The organism is Halomonas sp. IOP_14, assembly GCF_021021315.1.
Lineage (GTDB): Bacteria > Pseudomonadota > Gammaproteobacteria > Pseudomonadales > Halomonadaceae > Vreelandella > Vreelandella titanicae.
In genome coordinates, this window is sequence record NZ_JAINWD010000003.1 from 31,577 (window position 1) to 50,455 (window position 18,879).

Below are 18,879 nucleotides of genomic sequence, written 5' to 3' on the forward strand. Positions count from 1 at the left end.
GTGCGCTAGCGCACGGACGAAATCTCACATCACGACCATTGTTCTGGTAAGGAAGCATCGTTGGTGCACCGAGGTGCATTCTCACCAGGATGGAATCTGTGAAACAACTTCTCCGTTTTGTGCGTCCGCACCCTACGTTTGCAGCGCCGTGGAACTCGACTAGCCCCGTCAGGGAAGAGCTCTTCAGCGCAGAGCGACTTGAACAGCACGCCGGCAGCTTGGCGCTTAACCAATCAGTGACCAGCACGCCACCCAAGGTAGTTTCGTTAGCAAGACGGCTCAACGATAACGCGCGCGCTTTGCTGGACGTTTACCGCGCCAGTGCCACAGCGCTGGCAGGTGGGCGAGAAATTGTGCCTGCCGCCGCTTGGCTGCTCGATAATTACCACCTGATTGAAGCGCAAATTCGCGAGATACGCAGCGACCTTCCCCCCGGTTATTACCGCCAGCTACCAAAGTTAGCCAACGGGCCTTTTGCGGGCTACCCGCGGGTATTTGGTATCGCCTGGGCTTTTGTGGCGCATACTGACAGCCATGTCGAACTGGATAATTTGCAGAACTTTATCACCGCTTACCAGCGCGTTCAGCCTCTGACCATTGGCGAACTTTGGGCGGTGGCGATCACGCTACGTATTGTGCTGATCGAGAACCTGCGACGCCTTGCCGACCAAATTATCAGCGAACAAACCGCAAGGGACGAAGCCGATGCATTGGCCACTAAATGGCTAACGCCCACCGACCGGCAAACCTCCCAGGAACGTCATAACTTTCACCTGGAAACCAGCACGCTCAATATTCATAAAGGGCCATTAGCAGAGCCCTTCACCGCTCAGCTCGCTAAGCGGCTACGCGGCTTAGACCCCCGCTGCAGCCCGCTGGTAGGTTGGCTAAACGAGCAACTTAGCCAGCAGGGTGAAAGCATTGACGACATGGTTCAGCACGCTCAGCAGCGCCAAGGCGCCGCCAACGTAACCGTGCGCAATATCATCACCAGCATGCGCTTCGTTTCCAGCATCGACTGGGCGGAGCTGTTTGAGAACGTTAGTTTAGTGGATAGCCGGTTACGCCAGCAAAGCCACTTCAGCCAGCTCGATTTCCCCACCCGCAATCAGTATCGCAGCGCCATAGAACAACTCGCCCGTGGCTCTCGTTTCAGCGAGTTTGAGGTAGTCGAAGCGGCGCTCTCACTCTCCCAGCAGGCAGGGGACGCCACCAGCGACCCGGCCGAAGCAGCACGCCGGGGAGACCCTGGCTACTTCTTGGTAAGCTCAGGTCGGATAACCCTTGAGCAGAAGATACGATTTACCCCCTCCTCACGCCAGTGGTTGCGCCGGACACTCATTCACCACGGCATTCGCAGCTATATCGTACTGATGGCCGTGGTGACATTGAGCCTGATGACGCTGGCCGGTGGACTGCTGCTTTCGTTACCGCTGGCGATCGGTGATGTACCGTTACCCTGGCTTATGCTGCTAGGGGCGTTCGGTTTCCTGCCCATTATGGAAGTCGCGACGCTGATCGTTAACCGCCTGATTATCTACTCTATCGACGCTCAACCGCTGCCTGGGCTCGACCTTGCCAAAGGCATTCCGCCACAGTTAAGAACCCTGGTGGCGGTGCCTACGCTGCTGACCAGCGAAGAAGATCTGCGCGAACAGATTGAGCGTCTTGAAGTGCACCACTTGTCCAGCGGTGAGGGGGCGCTTGGCTATGCGCTGCTGCTTGACGGCGTGGATGCCCCCCAAGCGGAACTACCCCATGAGGCCGCGCTGTTATTGGCTGCTAAAGCAGCGGTGGAGCAGTTAAATAAGCGTTATTGTCCTCTCGCCCTCGATAGCGATAAACGCTTCTTTCTGCTTCATCGGCGGCGGGTATTTAACGCCAGCGAGAATACCTGGATGGGGTGGGAGCGTAAGCGGGGCAAGCTACACGAGCTAAACCGCTTGCTACGTGGCGCCACGGACACCACCTTTATCGAGCCGCCGCCACTGCCCAGTGACGTGCGCTACGTCATCACTCTAGATGCCGACACTCGCCTGCCTCGGGGCGCAGCCAGCCGGTTGATCGGTAAAATGGCGCATCCGTTAAACCAGCCACGAATGGATCAACAGCTACGCCGGGTCGTGGAGGGGTATGCAATATTGCAGCCTCGAGTGACGCCGTCGCTGCCCACAGGGGGCGAAGGTTCTATCTACCAGCGGCTATTCTCCGCGCCTGGGGGCATCGACCCTTACGCCGCCGCTATTTCAGATCTCTATCAGGATCTGGTCGGTGAAGGCTCGTTCGCCGGTAAAGGTATTTACGCGATCGATGCCTTTGAAGCCTCGCTGGCTGGCCGGGTGCCCGACAATAGCCTGCTCAGCCACGATTTGTTCGAAGGTGTATTTGCCCGTGCGGGACTCGCCTCCGATATCGAAGTGATTGAAGACTTCCCGGCCCGCTATGATGTAGCCGCCAAGCGCCAGCACCGCTGGACACGCGGTGATTGGCAACTGCTCCCTTGGCTAATCGCCTCGGCGCTGCCGCTCACTGGGCGGATGAAAATGCTCGGCAACCTGCGCCGCTCGGTAACGCCACTATTAGTGTTGGCAAGCCTTGCGGTTAGCTGGCAGTTGCCGCTGAGCATGGCTATTACCAGTACACTGCTACTACTGGCCGTTGTCGGGGCACCGGTGTTGCTCTCCCTAACGGCCTCATTCGTTCCCTTCCGGGCGTGGTCTAGACTACGCCACCACTACCACCTTTGGTTTGACGAGCTAAAGCTGGGTAGCGCACAAATGCTGCTACTGATCCTGTTTTTACCTGACCAAGCATGGCGCATGCTGGATGCCATCGCCAGAACGCTCGCCCGCGTACTGGTCACCCACCGGCGTCTACTGGAGTGGACATCTGCCGCCCAGTCGATGAAAAGCCCGCCGCTGACCGTACTGGGATTCTATCAGCGCATGGCCCCAGGCACCGCACTGGGGCTAGCGGTGGTTATCAGTGCACTCTGGACAGCCAGCCACACATGGCCAATCACACTTCCCATGGCACTGCTTTGGTTGGCGGCACCAGCAGTGGCTTCTTGGTTAAGCAGCAGCACAAGCGCCGTTGTCCAACCCACCATCTCAGAAGAAGAAGCCCTTGAGCTACGGGTTATTGCTCGGCGAACCTGGCGCTTTTTCGAAACCTTCGTGACTGCCACCGATAACCGCTTACCGCCGGATAACTTTCAGGAGGATCCTCAGCCCGCCCTCGCCCAGCGCACCTCGCCGACCAATATGGGGCTCTATCTACTCTCCACCCTGGCGGCACGGGATTTCGGCTGGACAGGTACCCATGAGACGCTTGAGCGACTCGAAGCCACCCTGGGCGTGATGCTGGGACTACCCCGCTACCGGGGGCACTTCTATAACTGGTACGCCACCCACGACCTGCGCCCGCTTAACCCCCGGTATGTGTCAACGGTGGATAGCGGCAACCTTGCAGGGCACCTTATCGCTATCGCCAATGCCTGCGAAACCTGGCAGACGGCAGGCTATCTAGCTGACCCACGCGAAGGCATTGCCGACACCCTAAACCTGGCCCGTCAGACACTTAAACAAGCATCCACTTTGTCGAAAGAGTTCACGGCTCAGCTTAGCGTGCAGTTGGAGGCCATAGACGCTCAGTTGAAAGGCAAAGTGATGTCGACGGGATGCTTGGCAACTATCGCCGCATTGACGGATAGTACGTTAACGCTTTCGCGCACTCCTCTCAGCGAGCATAACGACCCATACAGCGAAGACCTGCTGTTTTGGTTGCAAGCACTGCACGCCTCAGTGGCGCAACACCGCCATGACAGGGAATCCCAGCCAAACCTTGAAGAGGGTGCACTCGCCCTACGCCTGCAGCAGCTTGCGGACTCGGCGCGACGCCTGGCACTGGGCATGGATTTCGACTTTCTACTCGATAGCGAGCGTCAACTGCTGTCGATTGGTTATTCGCTGGATGACAACTGCCTGGATACCAGCTGCTACGACCTGCTGGCCTCTGAGGCGCGCCTGGCTAGCCTGTTTGCAATTGCCAAAGGCGATATTCCCACCCGCCACTGGTTCAAACTCGGCCGTGCTGCCACCCCGGTCACCTTTGGCTCGGCATTGATCTCCTGGTCGGGATCGATGTTTGAATACCTGATGCCCTCGCTGGTGATGCGCGCCCCTGGGGGCAGCCTGCTGGAGCAAACCAACCGGCTAGTGGTAAAGCGTCAAGAGACCTACGCTGCCCAGCTCTCCGCCCCTTGGGGTATTTCCGAATCCGCTTATAATGCCCGTGATCGGGAGTTCACCTATCAATATTCTAATTTTGGGGTGCCGGGGCTGGGGCTCAAGCGAGGGCTCTCTGCTGATCTGGTGATCGCACCCTACGCCACCGGATTAGCCGCCATGGTTGACCCCAACGGCGCCTGTCGTAATTTCAAACGCTTGGCGGAGATGGGTGCAGTAGGCCGCTATGGCTTCTATGAAGCACTCGATTTCACTCGCTCGCGGCTACCCGCAGGTGAGAAAGTGGTGATTGTGCGCAGCTTTATGGCCCACCATCAGGGCATGACCATCGCGGCTATTGCTAACACCCTGCATCACGGCCAGATGCGCGCTCGCTTTCACCGCGAACCGATGATTCAAGCCAGCGAACTGCTGCTTCAAGAGCGGGTTCCGCGTAACGTGGCGATTGCCCACCCCCGCGCTGAAGAGGTGAAGTCAAACGCGAGTCAAATGATTAACGAAGCACAAACTATTCGCCGTGCTTCAACAACAGCCAGTGGCGCACCCGTTACCCATTTACTCTCCAATGGCTGCTACTCGGTGATGCTAACGGCCACCGGCGGTGGTTACAGCAGATGGCGCAACGTAGCCATTAGCCGCTGGCAGCCGGATGCCACCCGCGACCACTTAGGCAGCTTTATTTTTCTGCGCGATGCCAAGCACCCCGGCGTGTGGACAGCCACAGGGCAAACGGCGGCGCACCCGGCCGGCGCTAACGATGAACATAGCCATGCGATATTTGCCGAGGATTATGCTCGCTACAGCCATCGTCATGACGACATCACCAGCCACATGGAGGTGCTGGTTTCAGGCGAGGACGACAGCGAAGTTCGCCACCTTTCGCTCACCAACAGCGGTCGTCACGCCCGGGACATCACGATCACCTCCTATCTAGAATTAGTCTTGACCGCTCCCAGTACCGACAATGCGCACCCCGCTTTCGCCAAAATGTTTGTGGTGACCGAGTACCTTGAAGCCTTCAACGCCTTGATCGCCACAAGGCGGCGGCGCTCACCCGATGAAGAGCAGGTGTGGGCGGCTCACTTTGCGGTGGTAGAGGGCGACACCGTGGGCGAGCTGGAGTTCGAGACTGACCGGGCCCGGTTTTTAGGCCGCGGCCGAAGTACGCTGCATGCCTCAGCGCTGGCAGAGGGCCAGCACCTTTCAAGCAGTGTCGGCAGCGTACTGGATCCTATTTTTGCACTGCGCTACTGCCTGCGCGTGGTCCCCGGCAAAGCGGCCCGAATCGCTTACTGGACTGTGGTCGCCTCCTCCCGTGAGGCGCTGATGGATCTAATTGATAAACACCACGACCGCAGCGCCTTTGAGCGCGCCAAAACCCTCGCCTGGACTCAGGCACAGGTGCAGCTTCGCCATTTGGGCATTCAGCCTGAAGAAGCCGCCGACTTTCAGCGTCTTGCCGCGCCAATTCTTTACCCTGATACCCGCTTTAGAGCGCCTGCCGAAGCCATTGAGCGTGGTGCCGGGCCGCAGTCGCGACTCTGGCAACACAGCATTTCCGGTGACCTGCCGATAATTTTAATGCGCATTGATAGCATTGATGACATTGGCCAGGTACGCCAACTGCTCCGTGCCCACGAATATTGGCGCATGAAGCGGCTGGGCGTGGATGTGGTGATTATCAATGAGCGCTCCTCCTCCTATATTCAGGATCTGCAGCAGGCCATTGAAACAGCGGTGCTTAGCAGCCAAACACAACCTCGTCTTAAAAAAGATTTCGCTCAGGGCGCCGTGATTGCATTGCGTGCCGACCTAATAAGTCTGGAAGTACGTATGCAGCTTCAGTCGATCGCCTGCGTTGCATTAATGGCCCATCGCGGCAGCATAGCGAATCAATTAGCCTTGACGCTGCCCACACGCCTTGCCACAACACCGCCCCAAGCGTTGGTCAAACGTCCCCTACCCAGGCACACCCCGCTCAATGCCAGCGAAACGCCACTCCCAACGCTTGAGTTTTTTAATGGCCTGGGCGGCTTTGCTCAGGATGGTCGTGAGTACGTCACGGTACTTGAGGCAGGGAGCTCCACGCCCGCGCCGTGGATCAACGTGATCGCCAACGCAGGCTTCGGCTTTCAGGTATCAGCAGAAGGCGCAGGCTATGTATGGGCGGATAACAGCCGCGAAAACCAGCTCACAGCCTGGTCAAACGACCCCGTGATGGATCCAAGTGGCGATGTGATCTATGTTCGCGATGAAGAGACGATGGCGCTCTTCACCGCGACTGCCCGACCTTTGCGGGATCATGGCCGCTACATGGCACGACACGGCTTCGGCTATAGCCAGTTCGAGCACCAAGTGGATGGGATCGCTCTGGAGCTTCTGCACTTCGTGCCCCTAGAGACCCCGCTAAGGATTTCACGGCTACGCCTTAGCAATCACTCCGGGCGACTACGCAAGCTCTCGGTGACGGCTTATGCCGAGTGGGTGCTAGGGACTTCACGTAGCGGCTCGGCGCCTTTTCTGATCTCGCACCCAGACGCCGATAGCGGCGCGCTGCTGGTGGAGAATCCCTGGAATATAAATGTCCCTGGCCGGGTAGCGTTTCTGGATATCGGCACCCAACCAACTTCCTGGACGGCTGACCGCTGTGAATTTATCGGCCACGGCGGTAGCCTGGGGGCGCCCGCGGGGCTGCGCAGCCAGGCTCCGCTTTCCGGCACCCACGGTGCGGGGTTGGATCCCTGTGCCGCGCTTAACCGCAGCGTAACGCTAGGGGCAGGAGAAAGCGTCGATATCGTTGTACTGATGGGGCAAAGCAGCTCAACCGCTGAAGCCAAATCGCTGATCGCGCGGTATCGCCAGGCGGACATTGACGCGGAGCTCGCACTGGTCACTGCGCACTGGCAAACGCAGCTTAACGCGGTACAAGTGGCCACCCCTGACCGCGCCATGGACATCATGCTTAACGGCTGGCTGATGTACCAAACCATTGCCTGCCGAATCACCGCGCGCTCAGGGTTTTACCAAGCCAGCGGCGCCTATGGTTTCCGCGACCAGTTACAGGATGGCATGGCGTTAACCTTCACTAGCCCCGAAGCCACTCGCCAACACCTGCTGCGCGCCGCCTCACGCCAGTTTGTCGAAGGCGATGTCCAGCACTGGTGGCTGCCCCATTCCGGCCAAGGGGTACGTACGCGCATTTCCGATGACCGGGTATGGCTGGCCTATGCCTGCGCCCGCTATATCGCCACCTCCCACGACGCCGCCGTGCTCGACGAGCCGGTGAGTTTTCTGGAAGGTGCCGAATTAGCGCCTGAAGAGCACGACTGTTTTTTTCAGCCGATGATCGCAGGGGAAACCGCCTCGCTGTTTGAGCACTGCGCCAGAGGCTTGGATCAGAGCATATCGCTTTCCGGCGAGCACGGCTTGCCGCTGATCGGTGGCGGCGATTGGAACGATGGCATGAACCGCGTTGGCGAAGCGGGCGAAGGCGAAAGCGTGTGGCTTGGCTGGCTGCTGGTGCATACCCTGGAGCTGTTTCTACCCTTTGCCCAGCAGCGCGAAAAGCAAGCGCCTTCAGCGACCTCGGACTTAACCACAACGGACTCAGCCACAGTGGACACTCCACGCGCCGAGCGTTGGCGTGCCCATATCACTGCGTTGCGTATTGCGCTTGAAAGCAACGCCTGGGACGGGCAGTGGTATCGACGGGCAACTTTCGATGACGGCAGTTGGCTGGGTAGCAAAGAGAGCGACGCCTGCCAAATTGATTCGATTGCCCAGACGTGGGCGGTACTCTCGGGGGCAGCAGCCCCCCACCGCGCAGCCCTCGCCATGGCGTCACTGGAACGTGAACTGATCAGGCACGATGAGCAACTTGCGCTACTGTTCTGGCCCCCCTTCGATCAACCCCAGCGCGACCCTGGCTATATTGGCGGCTACCCACCGGGTATGCGCGAAAATGGGGGGCAATATAGCCATGCCGCAATGTGGGCGATTCTCGCTTTTGCCAAGCTCGGCGAGGGCAGCAAAGCGCATGGGCTTTTTGCGCTACTCAACCCGATCAATCATGCCCGCACCACCGAAGAGGTCACTCGTTATCACGTAGAACCCTATGTGGTGGCCGCGGATGTCTATTCGGTTGCGCCTCATACCGGACGCGGCGGCTGGACATGGTACACAGGCTCAGCGGGCTGGATGTACCGCGCTGGGGTGGAGGGCATTCTGGGCATTCGCCGAGAAGGTGGCTGGCTGGTGATTGCCCCCTGCCTTCCCCACGACTGGCCAGGTTTTAGCGCAACGCTAACCATTGCCGCCACCCACTACGCGGTTAAGGTTACCACCACCGATGAGGCACCCAGCGCGCAGCTCGATGGCCGAATACTGACCCGTCAACAAGGTGAAGTACGCATTCCGCTGGATGGCAAACGACATCAGTTAGAGGTATTTATCAAGCCAAACACAGTCGCTGAAAAGTAACGGAGGCAGGTCGTAGCTGATAGAATACCGCCCCTTTCAGGCGCGTTAGCGGCTAAACGCCGATACGCCACCCACCTTTTACTACCTGAGAGTTGCGCAATGATCGCCACCGCCCGCACCGTTTTCCGGCCACTTATTCGGCTGGGCCTTATCCCGCAGATTTTAATCGGTATCGTTGCCGGGGTAGTGCTCGCCCTGTTTTCACCGGGCATTGCAAGCGACGTGGCCCTACTTGGCCAGCTCTTTATCGCCGCATTGCAGGCAGTGGCGCCCATTTTGGTGTTTGTACTGGTAGCCGCTGCGATCTCTGCTCATCAAAAAGGTCAACCCACCCATATTCGCCCCGTGCTGGTGCTCTATGTGGTGGGCACGCTGATCGCCGCGCTCATTGCAGTGGCAGCCAGCTTCCTGTTTCCCACGGAGCTTACGTTAGATTTGGGGCAAGTTGACGGCAACCCGCCCGGGGATATTTTTAGCGTTCTACGCGACCTGCTGCTAAACGCGGTTGCCAACCCGGTTAGTGCGCTGATGGAGGCTAACTTTATCGCTATTTTGGCCTGGGCTATCGGCCTGGGTTTAATGCTGCGCCAAGCCAGCGATACCACCCGCCAAGCATTGAGCGATTTATCCGCAGCGATCACCCGCATTGTGACACTGGTGATTCGTTTAGCGCCGCTGGGTATCTTTGGTTTAGTGGCAGGCACGCTGGCAGAATCCGGCGTTGAGTCGCTGCTCAACTACGCCCAACTGCTGGGTGTGATCGTGGGCTGTATGCTGTTTGTCGCGCTGGTTAGCAACCCGCTGCTGGTTTACTTCACCACCCGGCAAAACCCTTACCCCCTGGTGTTTACGTGCCTGCGCGGTAGTGCGATTACTGCCTTTTTCACCCGCAGTTCGGCCGCGAATATCCCCGTGAACCTGGAGCTTTGCCGCCGCCTAAAGCTCGACCCTGACACCTACTCCATTTCCATTCCGTTGGGTGCAACGATCAATATGTGTGGCGCAGCCATCACCATTACTGTCATCACTCTGGCGACCACTCATACGCTAGGCATTAGCGTCGACTTTCCCACGGCGCTGCTACTTTGCGTGGTTTCAGCGCTGGCGGCCTGCGGCGTTTCAGGCGTGGCGGGCGGTTCACTGATGCTGATTCCCATGGCCGCCAACCTGTTCGGTATTCCCACGGAAGTGGCCATGCAGGCGGTGGCGATTGGTTTTGTGATCAGCGTGGTACAGGACTCCACCGAAACTGCGCTCAATTCCTCTACCGATGTGCTGTTTACTGCAGCGGCCTGCCGCTCCAAGGAAGCGAACAACTAGCACTGCCCGGGGCATAGTGCCCCATTAGGCATACTCCCAGCGCGCCGCCGCTAGAGGGTGCCACTTCCGAATAAGGCTATTGTTGCCGAGCGAGGCCATTGACAGACGAACGTTCCTTATATAGAACGTTCTATATAAAGAACAGCGGACAGCCTTATGGATAAGCTCTCACTCAACACGTTGGGCCAGCACCTTCAAGCACTTCGCCTGGAGCGGGGCTGGTCACTGTCGCAGTTAGCCAATGAGGCGGGGATTGCCAAATCCAACCTGTGTCGCCTTGAACAAGGCAACGGCAATCCGACCCTGGATACCATTTGGCGGCTGGCGGTGCGGCTCGATGTGCCCTTCGGCACCCTGGTAGCGCCAATCAGCGTGCCGCTGGGTGAAGATGGCGTGCAGGTGCGCCTAATCGATCAAGGCAAGGACTCCCCCCAGGTGGACGCCTACTGGATGCGCTGCGCACCGTATACATTGCGCCATGCTGAAGCCCATACACCCGGCACCCGTGAATCACTCACGCTGATAAGCGGCTGGTTGGAAGCAGGGCCAGAGGGCGCCACCACGGTGCTAACACCGGGAGAGGCCATCACCTTCGCCGCCGATCAACCGCACCTTTACCGTACCCACGAAGCGGAGGCCACGTTGATGATGACCATCACCTATGGTTTGGAAGGCCAAACATCATGAGCCAAGCTGCCAGCCACTCTCCTGTTCGTAGCGCGCTGCAGGGCGTGCGAGAAGCCATCCCACTATTGGGCGGCTACATTCCCGTGGCGCTGTCATTTGGCTTAGTCGCCACCCAGGCCGGCTTTAGCACGCTGGAGGCCACGGCTATTTCAGCGCTGATTTACGCCGGTGCTTCGCAATTTCTATTTGTCGGTATGATCGCCACCGGCGCCCCGCTGTGGCTGGTGGTAGCGATGACGCTGCTGATTAACGTGCGCCATGTGGTGTACGGCCCTAACCTAGCGGCGTTACTGCCGCGCAGCCGCCACTGGCCCTGGTTAATGCACGGCCTCACCGACCAGGTGTTTGCACTGGCCCTAACCCGGCTGCCCCAACTGCCTGAGGTAAAGCGTTTTAGCTGGTTTTTGGGCGCATCACTGCTGGCCTGGGGCGCCTGGATAATTGGCACCGCGGTGGGCGCTACCGCCGGTGAGGCCTTCACCGCCCGCTGGCCGCTGCTGGGTGAGATTATGCCCTTCGCGCTGCCCGCGCTGTTTTTGACCATGGTGGCGCCGCGCTTTACCGACAAGCGTTGGGCAGTCGCCATGGGCTGCACCATTTTAGCGGCGCTGTGTTTGACCCTGGTCGGCTGGAGCAACGTGGCGATTCCCTTAGCCGCCGCCTGCGGCGCGCTGTGCTTCTACTCCACGCAGTTCTATACGCAAAGATTCGCCACCAACAGGAGGCGTGAATCATGAGCACTGCACTTTGGATAGTGGTCGCGGTTTCTGCCATTGGCACGTTGCTGATGCGGGTAGTGCCTTTTTTATGGATGCAGCGCCGCCTCAACAGCGAAAGTGGCCTTAATAACATGCCCCAGTGGCTGGGTATTCTTGGCCCACTGATGATTGCCGCCGTGCTGGGGGTATCCATTGTACCGGTTAACCCAAGCGCTGTTTCCTGGATCGCCACCGCCATCGGGCTTTCTGTCACGCTGCTGGTCTGGTCGCGGGTACGCTCACTTGGCTGGCCGGTCGCGGCCGGCGTCGCGGTATTTGGGATAGTTGAGGTCGCGGCCTTCATTTGGTAATGCTTTGCATTAGCTTTTACGTCATGCCATCATCCCGGCTCTTAAGTCCGAGCCAATCGTAAAGTGACATTAATGTTAAAAGCACACACCCATGGCAAGAAGGTTTTTATGAGTGTGTTGCTGTTAACGCAGGCGGCGCTAATGCCCTTTATGGCAGCCGCTGACACGCCGAGCAGCCCCCCGGAACCGCCACGCATTGTGACGCTTTACCAGGGGGCTACCGACAGCGCCGTAGCCCTTGGACTGACGCCTATTGGCGTAGTCGATTCCTGGCTGGAAAAGCCCATGTACCGCTATCTGCGCGATGCGCTTGATAGCGTCGAGCATGTGGGGCTGGAAACCCAACCGAACCTGGAAAAGATTGCCTGGCTTAATCCTGACTTGGTCATTGCCAGCGACTTTCGCCATGCGCGAATAGCGCCGCTATTGGAGGCCATCGCCCCCACTGTATCTGCCCCGACAGTGTTTAACTTCAAGACCACGCTGAACATGGTGGCCAATGCTACTGGCCGCGAAGCGCAGGCAAATGAGCTGCTTGAGCAATGGGATGATCGTGTCGCCGACTTTCGCCAGCAGATCGCCGCCAAGTTGAGCAGCGAGTGGCCGCAAAAAGTGGCCGTGGTGCGGTTTAAAAGCGACCACGTGCGCATCTATACCAGCGGCTTTGCAGGCTCGATTCTTGATGAGCTGGGCTTTAATCAGCCGGATACACTGCAAAGCCAGAGTTGGGGAATGAAGCTTTCCAGTACTGAAAACATTCCGGTGCTGGATGCCGATGCCCTCTTTATTCTGCTTGAGCCCGATGACCCCGCTATTGCAGATAATTACCAACACTGGGCCTCCCACCCACTCTGGCAACAGCTGTCAGCGGTACAAAGCGGGCGCGTATTTGAAGTTGAGCCGGTGAGTTGGATGATGGGTGGCGGCATACTGGCGGCCAACGCCATGCTGGATGATCTGTATAGTCACTACGGGCTGTTGCAACCCGAAGCGGCGCCGCATCAGGCTTGCCTGCCTCACGCCAGTGGCCGTGGGGAGCCTGCTTCATGCTAAACAGTACTGCCGCAAAAAGTATTGGCCTGCTACTCGGCGTGCTGGTGGCACTAGGCGCCTTTTTCGCCAGCGTGATGTTAGGCACAACGGAGATCTCCCTTTCCTCTCTGTATGGCTCGCTCGCCCATTACGATCCTACCAACATCGCCCACATCATTCTTTTAACTGAACGCTTACCCCGTGCGGTGATTGCCGCTCTGGTGGGCGCCAGTTTAGCGATTGCAGGCGCACTAATGCAGACCATGACGCGCAACCCGCTGGCGTCGCCGGGCATTTTGGGCATTAACGCCGGCGCGATGTTTTTTGTAGTAGTAGCGGTTTCGCTATTGCCGCTGCACACGCCCGCTCACTACGTATGGGCCGCGCTATTAGGGGCACTCGTTGCGGCCATACTGGTGGTGGTGCTTAGCCGCGGCCGCCACGGTGAGCTCTCCCCTCTGCGGGTCGTGCTGGCAGGTGTAGCAGTGACGGCAATGTTTGTGTCGTTCAGCCAAGGGCTGTTGGTGATTGATCAGCAAAGTTTTGAAAGCGTGCTTTACTGGTTGGCGGGCTCAGTGTCGGGGCGCGACCTCTCTTTGGTAGCGCCCTTACTGCCGCTCTTCGGCGGAGCACTGCTGCTCAGCGCACTGCTGGTACGTCACGCCAATGCACTGTTACTGGGCGATGACATGGTCACCGGGCTGGGCATGCAGGCCACCACCATCAAGCTGCTGCTCGGGCTGATTGTGATTGTGCTGGCGGGCAGCGCCGTAGCGCTGGCGGGCATGATCGGGTTTGTGGGCCTGATTGTGCCCCATATGGCGCGGGGGTTATTTGGCATCGACCATCGCTGGCTGCTGCCAGCCTGCGCGCTATTGGGTGCCTGTTTGCTGCTGCTGGCCGATCTTGGCTCGCGCTTTTTAATGCCACCCCAAGAGGTTCCGGTCGGTGTGATGACCGCGCTGATCGGCACGCCCTTCTTTATCTATCTGGCACGACGCAAGATGGCTGGCCAATGAGAGCAGACGCCACGTTAAACCTTAACAGCGAAGCAAAAAGCGACAGTAATCGCTTACTACGTCGCCTGCTGATGCTAAGCCTTTTATTGCTAGCAAGCGCCGGGCTGTCGCTCTGTTTAGGCAGTTTTCCCACACCACCGCTGCAGGTGCTAAATGCACTAGCAGCCCCGCTAAGTAGTGATATTACCTTTATTATTTGGGAGCTGCGCCTTCCGCGCATCGCTCTAGCGGTATTGGTCGGCGCCGCCCTGGCAATCGCGGGAGCGATTCTGCAAAGCATTGTGCGTAACCCGCTGGCCTCCCCGGATGTCATCGGCATTACCAGCGGTGCGGCGCTGGCGGCGGTGGTGTTCTTATCCCTATTGAGTTCGACCCTTAGCATTCACTGGCTGCCCGTTGCCGCCATGCTGGGAGCACTAGTTTCTGCACTGCTGGTGGTGAGCTTGGCCTGGAAAAACGGTGTTAGCCCATCGCGCATGGTACTGGTCGGCATTGGCCTGGCCGCGGCCATGGGCGCTGGCACCACCCTGTTAATCGTGATCAGCGATGACTCTGCCGCCATGACCGCCTATGTATGGCTAACCGGCAGCCTTTACGCGGCGCAATGGGACGATGTGTGGAGCCTATTGCCGTGGTTAGTCGTCGCGGTGCCTATCAGCCTACTCTTCGCCCGCCATGCGGATGCCATGGCCCTGGGTGATAGCGTTGCCGAAGGGCTTGGGGTGGCGATTCTGCGCAGCAGATTGGTATTGCTGGCCTGCAGCGTGGCGCTGGCAGGTGCCGCTGTGGCTTTTGCCGGTGGCTTAAGCTTTGTGGGATTAATTGCCCCCCACCTGGCCGCTAGGCTGGTGGGGCGGAACATGGCACGCCTGGTGCCTACATCAGCGTTGGTCGGCGCCTTGATAGTGCTTTACGCCGACCTGCTGGGCCGGGTAGCGTTTTTGCCCAAAGATTTACCTGCGGGCATCTTTGTTGCCGGGATAGGCGCGCCCTTCTTCGTTTATTTACTGCATAGATCGCGAGCTCGCTTTTAGAGCGAATTGACGAAAAAAAAGCGGCGCCCCAAAGGCGCCGCCAAACAGTATCGAGCACAAAACATAGAAAATAGAAAGCGGCTGACTAGAAATCCAGCTGGTACCCCAGAGTGAAAGTGCGGCCCCGCCCAGTGAAGTAGTACTCATCGCTGATGCGTGCGGCTTGAGAGTAGTAAGTGAGGTAATCCTCATCGGTGAGGTTTTCGATACCTACTGACACCCTGCCGGTGGGCAGGCGATAAGCTAGAGAAGCATCCACTAAGCCGTAGCCGTCAAAATCAAGTTCAGGATTATCGACGCTTCGATCGAAGTAGTAACTACCCTGCAAGCGCGTGGAAACGCGGTCGTTCCAGATAGCGCTCCAGCCCAGTTTGAGCGTATCCGGGGCGATATTGATACCGGTGAGTTTGGTATCCACACTGCCATCGCCATCCTGATCCGACTTGCCCTCAGTGTGGGCATAGGAGAGCGATAGATCGTGCTTGTCCGCCACCTGCATGTCGCCGGTAATCTCAACGCCCTGGATCTCGGTTTTCTCTCGGCTACCGACCCAGGTGCCATTCTGCTCGGTAAGCCGCTGGCCGTAATCCGAATTGGACTCATAGTAGCTAATCTCTAGCCCGTAGCCATCCCAGTCAAAACGCGCGCCTATTTCCCGGTTATCGGTAACAATCGGCTGAAGCTGCAGCAGGGTGTCCACATCCTGGCCCGCCGTGCCAATGCCGCGTAGCACCCGGCCCACATCGGGCATGCCAAAGCCTTCCGAATAGTTGGCGTACAGCTGGGCCCAGTCGGTGGCTTGATAGGTTAAGCCGACGTTATACAGCGTTTCATCGAAACTGGGCTTGCCACCGTCCACGGTGACGTTGTCTTGGGTGACATTGCTGCGATCAATCGTTTGGAAGGTATCCACCTCAAGCTCGGCATGCTCGTGACGCACCCCGGCATGCAGCGTGAGAGGATCCGCGAGCTTAAACTGGCCCTGCAGGAAAGGCGCCAAATTACGATAGCGGCTTTCCGGCACGTAGGTGCGCCCGGTATGCACCAGCATCTGGCTTGTTTCGTCTTCCAATACGTCCAAACCAACCGTCACACCCAAACGGTCATCCAGCATACCATCACGGTTCAAGGTGAATTTGGCGCCCATTTTGTCAGATTCATTCCGCGTTTGGTCATACTGGGTATCCCCTGCACTATCCAGATAAGGGAAAAATGGCGTAGTGGCAAAGCGTGCACGGAAGCGCTGACGATATACTTGGGCGTCCAGCTCGTTGCCAAACCAGTCAGCGTGAGAGTAGGAAAGCCGCGCCGAGGTCACTTCGTTGAACCCAGGCTCGCCGTCACGACGGCCTTTGCGTGCCGTGGTGGGAACACCTGCGGAGCGGTCCCCGGTGACCGGTACGTAGTCGTTGCCCTCTTCCAAATCGAAGTGATTCAGCGAGAACTCAACATTCTGGTTGTCGTCGATCCAGTAGCCCAGCTTGCCGAAAAGATCGTAGCTTTCCGAGTTTTGCAGCTCGCCTGGGTAGGCAATACCGACCACCTCATCGTTGCCATCGTAAAAAACCCCGCGCTCCTGACGCGTCGCTGCGGCAACGAAATCCCAGTCGCCTTGCTGGCCGCTAATGCGGTAGTCCAGCTTGTTGCCTAGCCCATCCGACTGGAGATCATCATCCATGGTCAGGCTAATGCCCGCGTGTTGGCTAATGCCCCCGCCTTCGGCACGCCGGGTCACCAGGTTGATCAAGCCGCCGGTCGCACCTAAACCGTGCTCGGCGCTGGCCCCGTGGATGACTTCAATACGCTCCACCATGGAAAGGTCAATGGTATAGCTATCCCGCGAGCTGTCGCGCAGGGGATTGGACTGCGGCACTCCGTCAATCAGGAACAGGGCATCGCGGCCGCGGAATGTCTCGCCCGCGTTGGAGAGCTTTTGGCGGCTGGGGGAGTAAGAGGGAATAAGATTACTGAGCACCTGGCCCGGGTCATCAGTAATCGCTAGCTGCTGCTCAATCTGCTCACGGGTAATGATCGTTACCCGCTGCGGCGTTTGGCCCGCTTCGCTATGGCTGCGGGTGGCAGTCACCACCATGGTCGAATCGGCATCACTGGCGCCGCTTTGCGATCCTGTGGAAGCAGACTCCTGCCCATAAGCGTGGCTGGCAGCTACCAAACCGGCAAGCGTCACCGTAGGCCAAAATACCTGGCGTTTCTTAGTGTACATCTAGTTTTTATCCCCCTGCTTTTGAGTGAACCTTACCCTGTAAACGTAATCTACATCTAAATAATAATGATTATTTTATGCATATAAGTCACAAAGATCTACTCAAGCGGAACGAACCGTTCAGGATAACGACACTATTTCTCCCCTTTCTTACCCCCTCTTTCCTCTACGGCCGACGTTTAAAGCAGTGAGCAACTGCTTGCTGAGCAATGGCAAGTATTGAAAATGAGAATATTTTGGCTTACGGTTCTGCCTGCTTAAACAACCCCAATGAGCACATTCATGACCCAGCCTTCTCATCAGCCACCTCGCTTGACGGGCGAAGCCCTGCACGCGGGCTATGACACTCGACGTGTACTGGATGGTGTCGATATTGCGATTGAGGAAGGCAAGCTCACGGTGCTTTTGGGGCCAAATGGAAGTGGCAAGTCGACGCTGCTAAAAACCCTTGCGCGCACGCTCACGCCTAGTGGCGGGCATGTGTATTTGGACGGCAAGGATATCCATCGCAGCAAAACGCGGGAGGTCGCCAAGCGCCTGGGAATTCTGCCCCAAGGCCCGGTAGCGCCCGAGGGGCTGAGCGTAAAGCAGTTAGTGGGGATGGGCCGTTTTCCACATCAGGGGTTATGGCAGAAAAATGCTCAGCAAGACGCCGCTGCTATTCGTGAAGCCATGGCTTATACCCACGTGACTGAGTTTGCCGAGCGCAATGTCGATGCGCTCTCCGGCGGCCAGCGCCAGCGCTGCTGGATTGCCATGGTGCTGGCTCAGCAAACCGACTTGATCCTACTTGATGAGCCCACCACCTTTCTGGATCTAAAGGTACAGGTTGATTTGCTGGAGCTACTTTTGCGCCTGGCCCATGAAAAAGGTCGCACCCTGCTACTGGTGCTCCACGATCTAAACCTGGCCGCCGCCTACGCTGATCATTTAGTAATGATGTGCGATGGCCGTATCGTTACCAGCGGCGCGCCCAGCAAGGTCTTTACCGCCACCAACCTTAAGCGCGTGTTCGACCTGGATGCCCATGTGATCCACGACCCCGAAAGCGGCAGCCCGATTTGCGTGCCGCGGAAACGGTATCAGACCGCCACTGCATCGGAGGTGGTTTTTTAGAGATGCAGTGCAATGTAAGGCATATATCTGCTTCATCAGCGTCGTATAAAGTGGATATGCTAACCTACATATTGAGAAGTTTTTTATTAAACACCTCAAATACTAGTAGCAATATTATCTCTTAAGTGGTGTCCGATTTTATTGAACCACTACAGACATAAGCGATACGATTACCAATCGACGTTATGCAATGAACCTGAAGAAAGCTGCTGCTCAGCTTCAAGTGCATTAGAGCAATTCGGCGTGTCTTTTAACTCGCCAGGATTATTTGAGCACTCCGTTAGTGTTGTCTTGCGCTCATCATCGTGAGATTTGAACCACTCTACATCATGAGTGGGAAGGGTTGTCTCGGCAGCGTCATCAAAACACCCTGTAAGTGTAAGGCCGGCTAGAGCAATGATTGCTAAATTTCGTGGGTGCAAAAATATCATATTGCACTCCACTTAAATTTGAACGTCATACACATAAGATTTCCTTTCTAAAAATTTTAAACGAAAAATCCTAATTAAGATTACCAAGATAAGCTATATCAGTCAAAGAAGAAGAACAATTTAACGCATCTTTTAGCATTCTTTAAGTACTCTACTCGACCTAGAACTACAATATTTGGTAGAGCCAGTCGATGCATCAGACCTCGTATGTTCTGGGCTAA

Annotated in this window: 11 protein-coding genes; 9 read left to right on the forward strand and 2 right to left on the reverse strand. The window is 57.5% G+C overall.

Annotated features, from left to right (window positions below):
* Nucleotides 1-89: 89 nt before the first annotated feature.
* The 8 genes from K7H09_RS03245 (at nucleotide 90) to K7H09_RS03280 (ending at nucleotide 14,887) form a co-directional block, all read left to right on the forward strand.
* Entirely contained in the window at nucleotides 90-8,726 is an 8,637-nt protein-coding gene (locus tag K7H09_RS03245) for a GH36-type glycosyl hydrolase domain-containing protein (RefSeq protein ID WP_208797092.1), read from the forward strand.
* 99 nt (nucleotides 8,727-8,825) lie between these two features.
* Nucleotides 8,826-10,046: a serine/threonine transporter SstT gene (gene sstT, locus K7H09_RS03250; protein WP_009288341.1), complete on the forward strand. Its 1,221-nt coding sequence runs from the start codon at nucleotides 8,826-8,828 to the stop codon at nucleotides 10,044-10,046.
* A 156-nt stretch (nucleotides 10,047-10,202) separates the two neighbouring features.
* The gene (locus K7H09_RS03255) at nucleotides 10,203-10,733 is read left to right on the forward strand and encodes a helix-turn-helix domain-containing protein (RefSeq protein ID WP_141440782.1); all 531 of its coding nucleotides are present in this window, start codon (nucleotides 10,203-10,205) and stop codon (nucleotides 10,731-10,733) included.
* Nucleotides 10,730-11,470 (forward strand): AzlC family ABC transporter permease, encoded by a 741-nt coding sequence (locus tag K7H09_RS03260; protein WP_138801462.1) that lies wholly within the window; start codon nucleotides 10,730-10,732, stop codon nucleotides 11,468-11,470. The genes K7H09_RS03255 and K7H09_RS03260 overlap by 4 nt, the downstream gene beginning before the upstream one ends.
* Nucleotides 11,467-11,802: an AzlD domain-containing protein gene (locus K7H09_RS03265; protein WP_141440781.1), complete on the forward strand. Its 336-nt coding sequence runs from the start codon at nucleotides 11,467-11,469 to the stop codon at nucleotides 11,800-11,802. Before K7H09_RS03260 ends, K7H09_RS03265 begins: the two co-directional genes overlap by 4 nt.
* A 72-nt stretch (nucleotides 11,803-11,874) precedes the next feature.
* A complete protein-coding gene (locus K7H09_RS03270) occupies nucleotides 11,875-12,855 on the forward strand; it encodes an ABC transporter substrate-binding protein (protein WP_230803550.1) in 981 nt (326 codons plus the stop codon).
* Nucleotides 12,849-13,853, forward strand: a complete 1,005-nt coding sequence (locus K7H09_RS03275) for a FecCD family ABC transporter permease (RefSeq protein ID WP_027958562.1) — start codon at nucleotides 12,849-12,851, stop codon at nucleotides 13,851-13,853. The genes K7H09_RS03270 and K7H09_RS03275 overlap by 7 nt, the downstream gene beginning before the upstream one ends.
* Nucleotides 13,850-14,887, forward strand: a complete 1,038-nt coding sequence (locus tag K7H09_RS03280; RefSeq protein WP_027958563.1) for a FecCD family ABC transporter permease — start codon at nucleotides 13,850-13,852, stop codon at nucleotides 14,885-14,887. Before K7H09_RS03275 ends, K7H09_RS03280 begins: the two co-directional genes overlap by 4 nt.
* 85 nt (nucleotides 14,888-14,972) lie before the next feature.
* Here K7H09_RS03280 and K7H09_RS03285 read toward each other — a convergent pair whose 3' ends face one another.
* Nucleotides 14,973-17,111, reverse strand: a complete 2,139-nt coding sequence (locus K7H09_RS03285) for a TonB-dependent receptor (protein WP_230803552.1) — start codon at nucleotides 17,109-17,111, stop codon at nucleotides 14,973-14,975.
* A 282-nt stretch (nucleotides 17,112-17,393) separates the two neighbouring features.
* Between K7H09_RS03285 and K7H09_RS03290 the strand changes: the two genes are divergently transcribed.
* Nucleotides 17,394-18,227, forward strand: coding sequence for an ABC transporter ATP-binding protein (locus K7H09_RS03290; protein ID WP_039860496.1), 834 nt, complete (start codon nucleotides 17,394-17,396; stop codon nucleotides 18,225-18,227).
* Nucleotides 18,228-18,397: 170 nt separating this feature from the next.
* Here the strand turns inward: K7H09_RS03290 and K7H09_RS03295 are convergent, their stop codons facing one another.
* Nucleotides 18,398-18,658: an EexN family lipoprotein gene (locus tag K7H09_RS03295; RefSeq protein WP_083868875.1), complete on the reverse strand. Its 261-nt coding sequence runs from the start codon at nucleotides 18,656-18,658 to the stop codon at nucleotides 18,398-18,400.
* Between the last annotated feature and the right edge of the window lie 221 nt (nucleotides 18,659-18,879).

Coding starts and splice junctions, on each gene's coding strand:
- K7H09_RS03245 (WP_208797092.1), top strand. CDS start 90: ATGGAATCTGTGAAACAACTTCTCCGTTTTGTGCGTCCGCACCCTACG.
- sstT (WP_009288341.1), top strand. CDS start 8,826: ATGATCGCCACCGCCCGCACCGTTTTCCGGCCACTTATTCGGCTGGGC.
- K7H09_RS03255 (WP_141440782.1), top strand. CDS start 10,203: ATGGATAAGCTCTCACTCAACACGTTGGGCCAGCACCTTCAAGCACTT.
- K7H09_RS03260 (WP_138801462.1), top strand. CDS start 10,730: ATGAGCCAAGCTGCCAGCCACTCTCCTGTTCGTAGCGCGCTGCAGGGC.
- K7H09_RS03265 (WP_141440781.1), top strand. CDS start 11,467: ATGAGCACTGCACTTTGGATAGTGGTCGCGGTTTCTGCCATTGGCACG.
- K7H09_RS03270 (WP_230803550.1), top strand. CDS start 11,875: ATGTTAAAAGCACACACCCATGGCAAGAAGGTTTTTATGAGTGTGTTG.
- K7H09_RS03275 (WP_027958562.1), top strand. CDS start 12,849: ATGCTAAACAGTACTGCCGCAAAAAGTATTGGCCTGCTACTCGGCGTG.
- K7H09_RS03280 (WP_027958563.1), top strand. CDS start 13,850: ATGAGAGCAGACGCCACGTTAAACCTTAACAGCGAAGCAAAAAGCGAC.
- K7H09_RS03285 (WP_230803552.1), bottom strand. CDS start 17,111: ATGTACACTAAGAAACGCCAGGTATTTTGGCCTACGGTGACGCTTGCC.
- K7H09_RS03290 (WP_039860496.1), top strand. CDS start 17,394: ATGACCCAGCCTTCTCATCAGCCACCTCGCTTGACGGGCGAAGCCCTG.
- K7H09_RS03295 (WP_083868875.1), bottom strand. CDS start 18,658: ATGATATTTTTGCACCCACGAAATTTAGCAATCATTGCTCTAGCCGGC.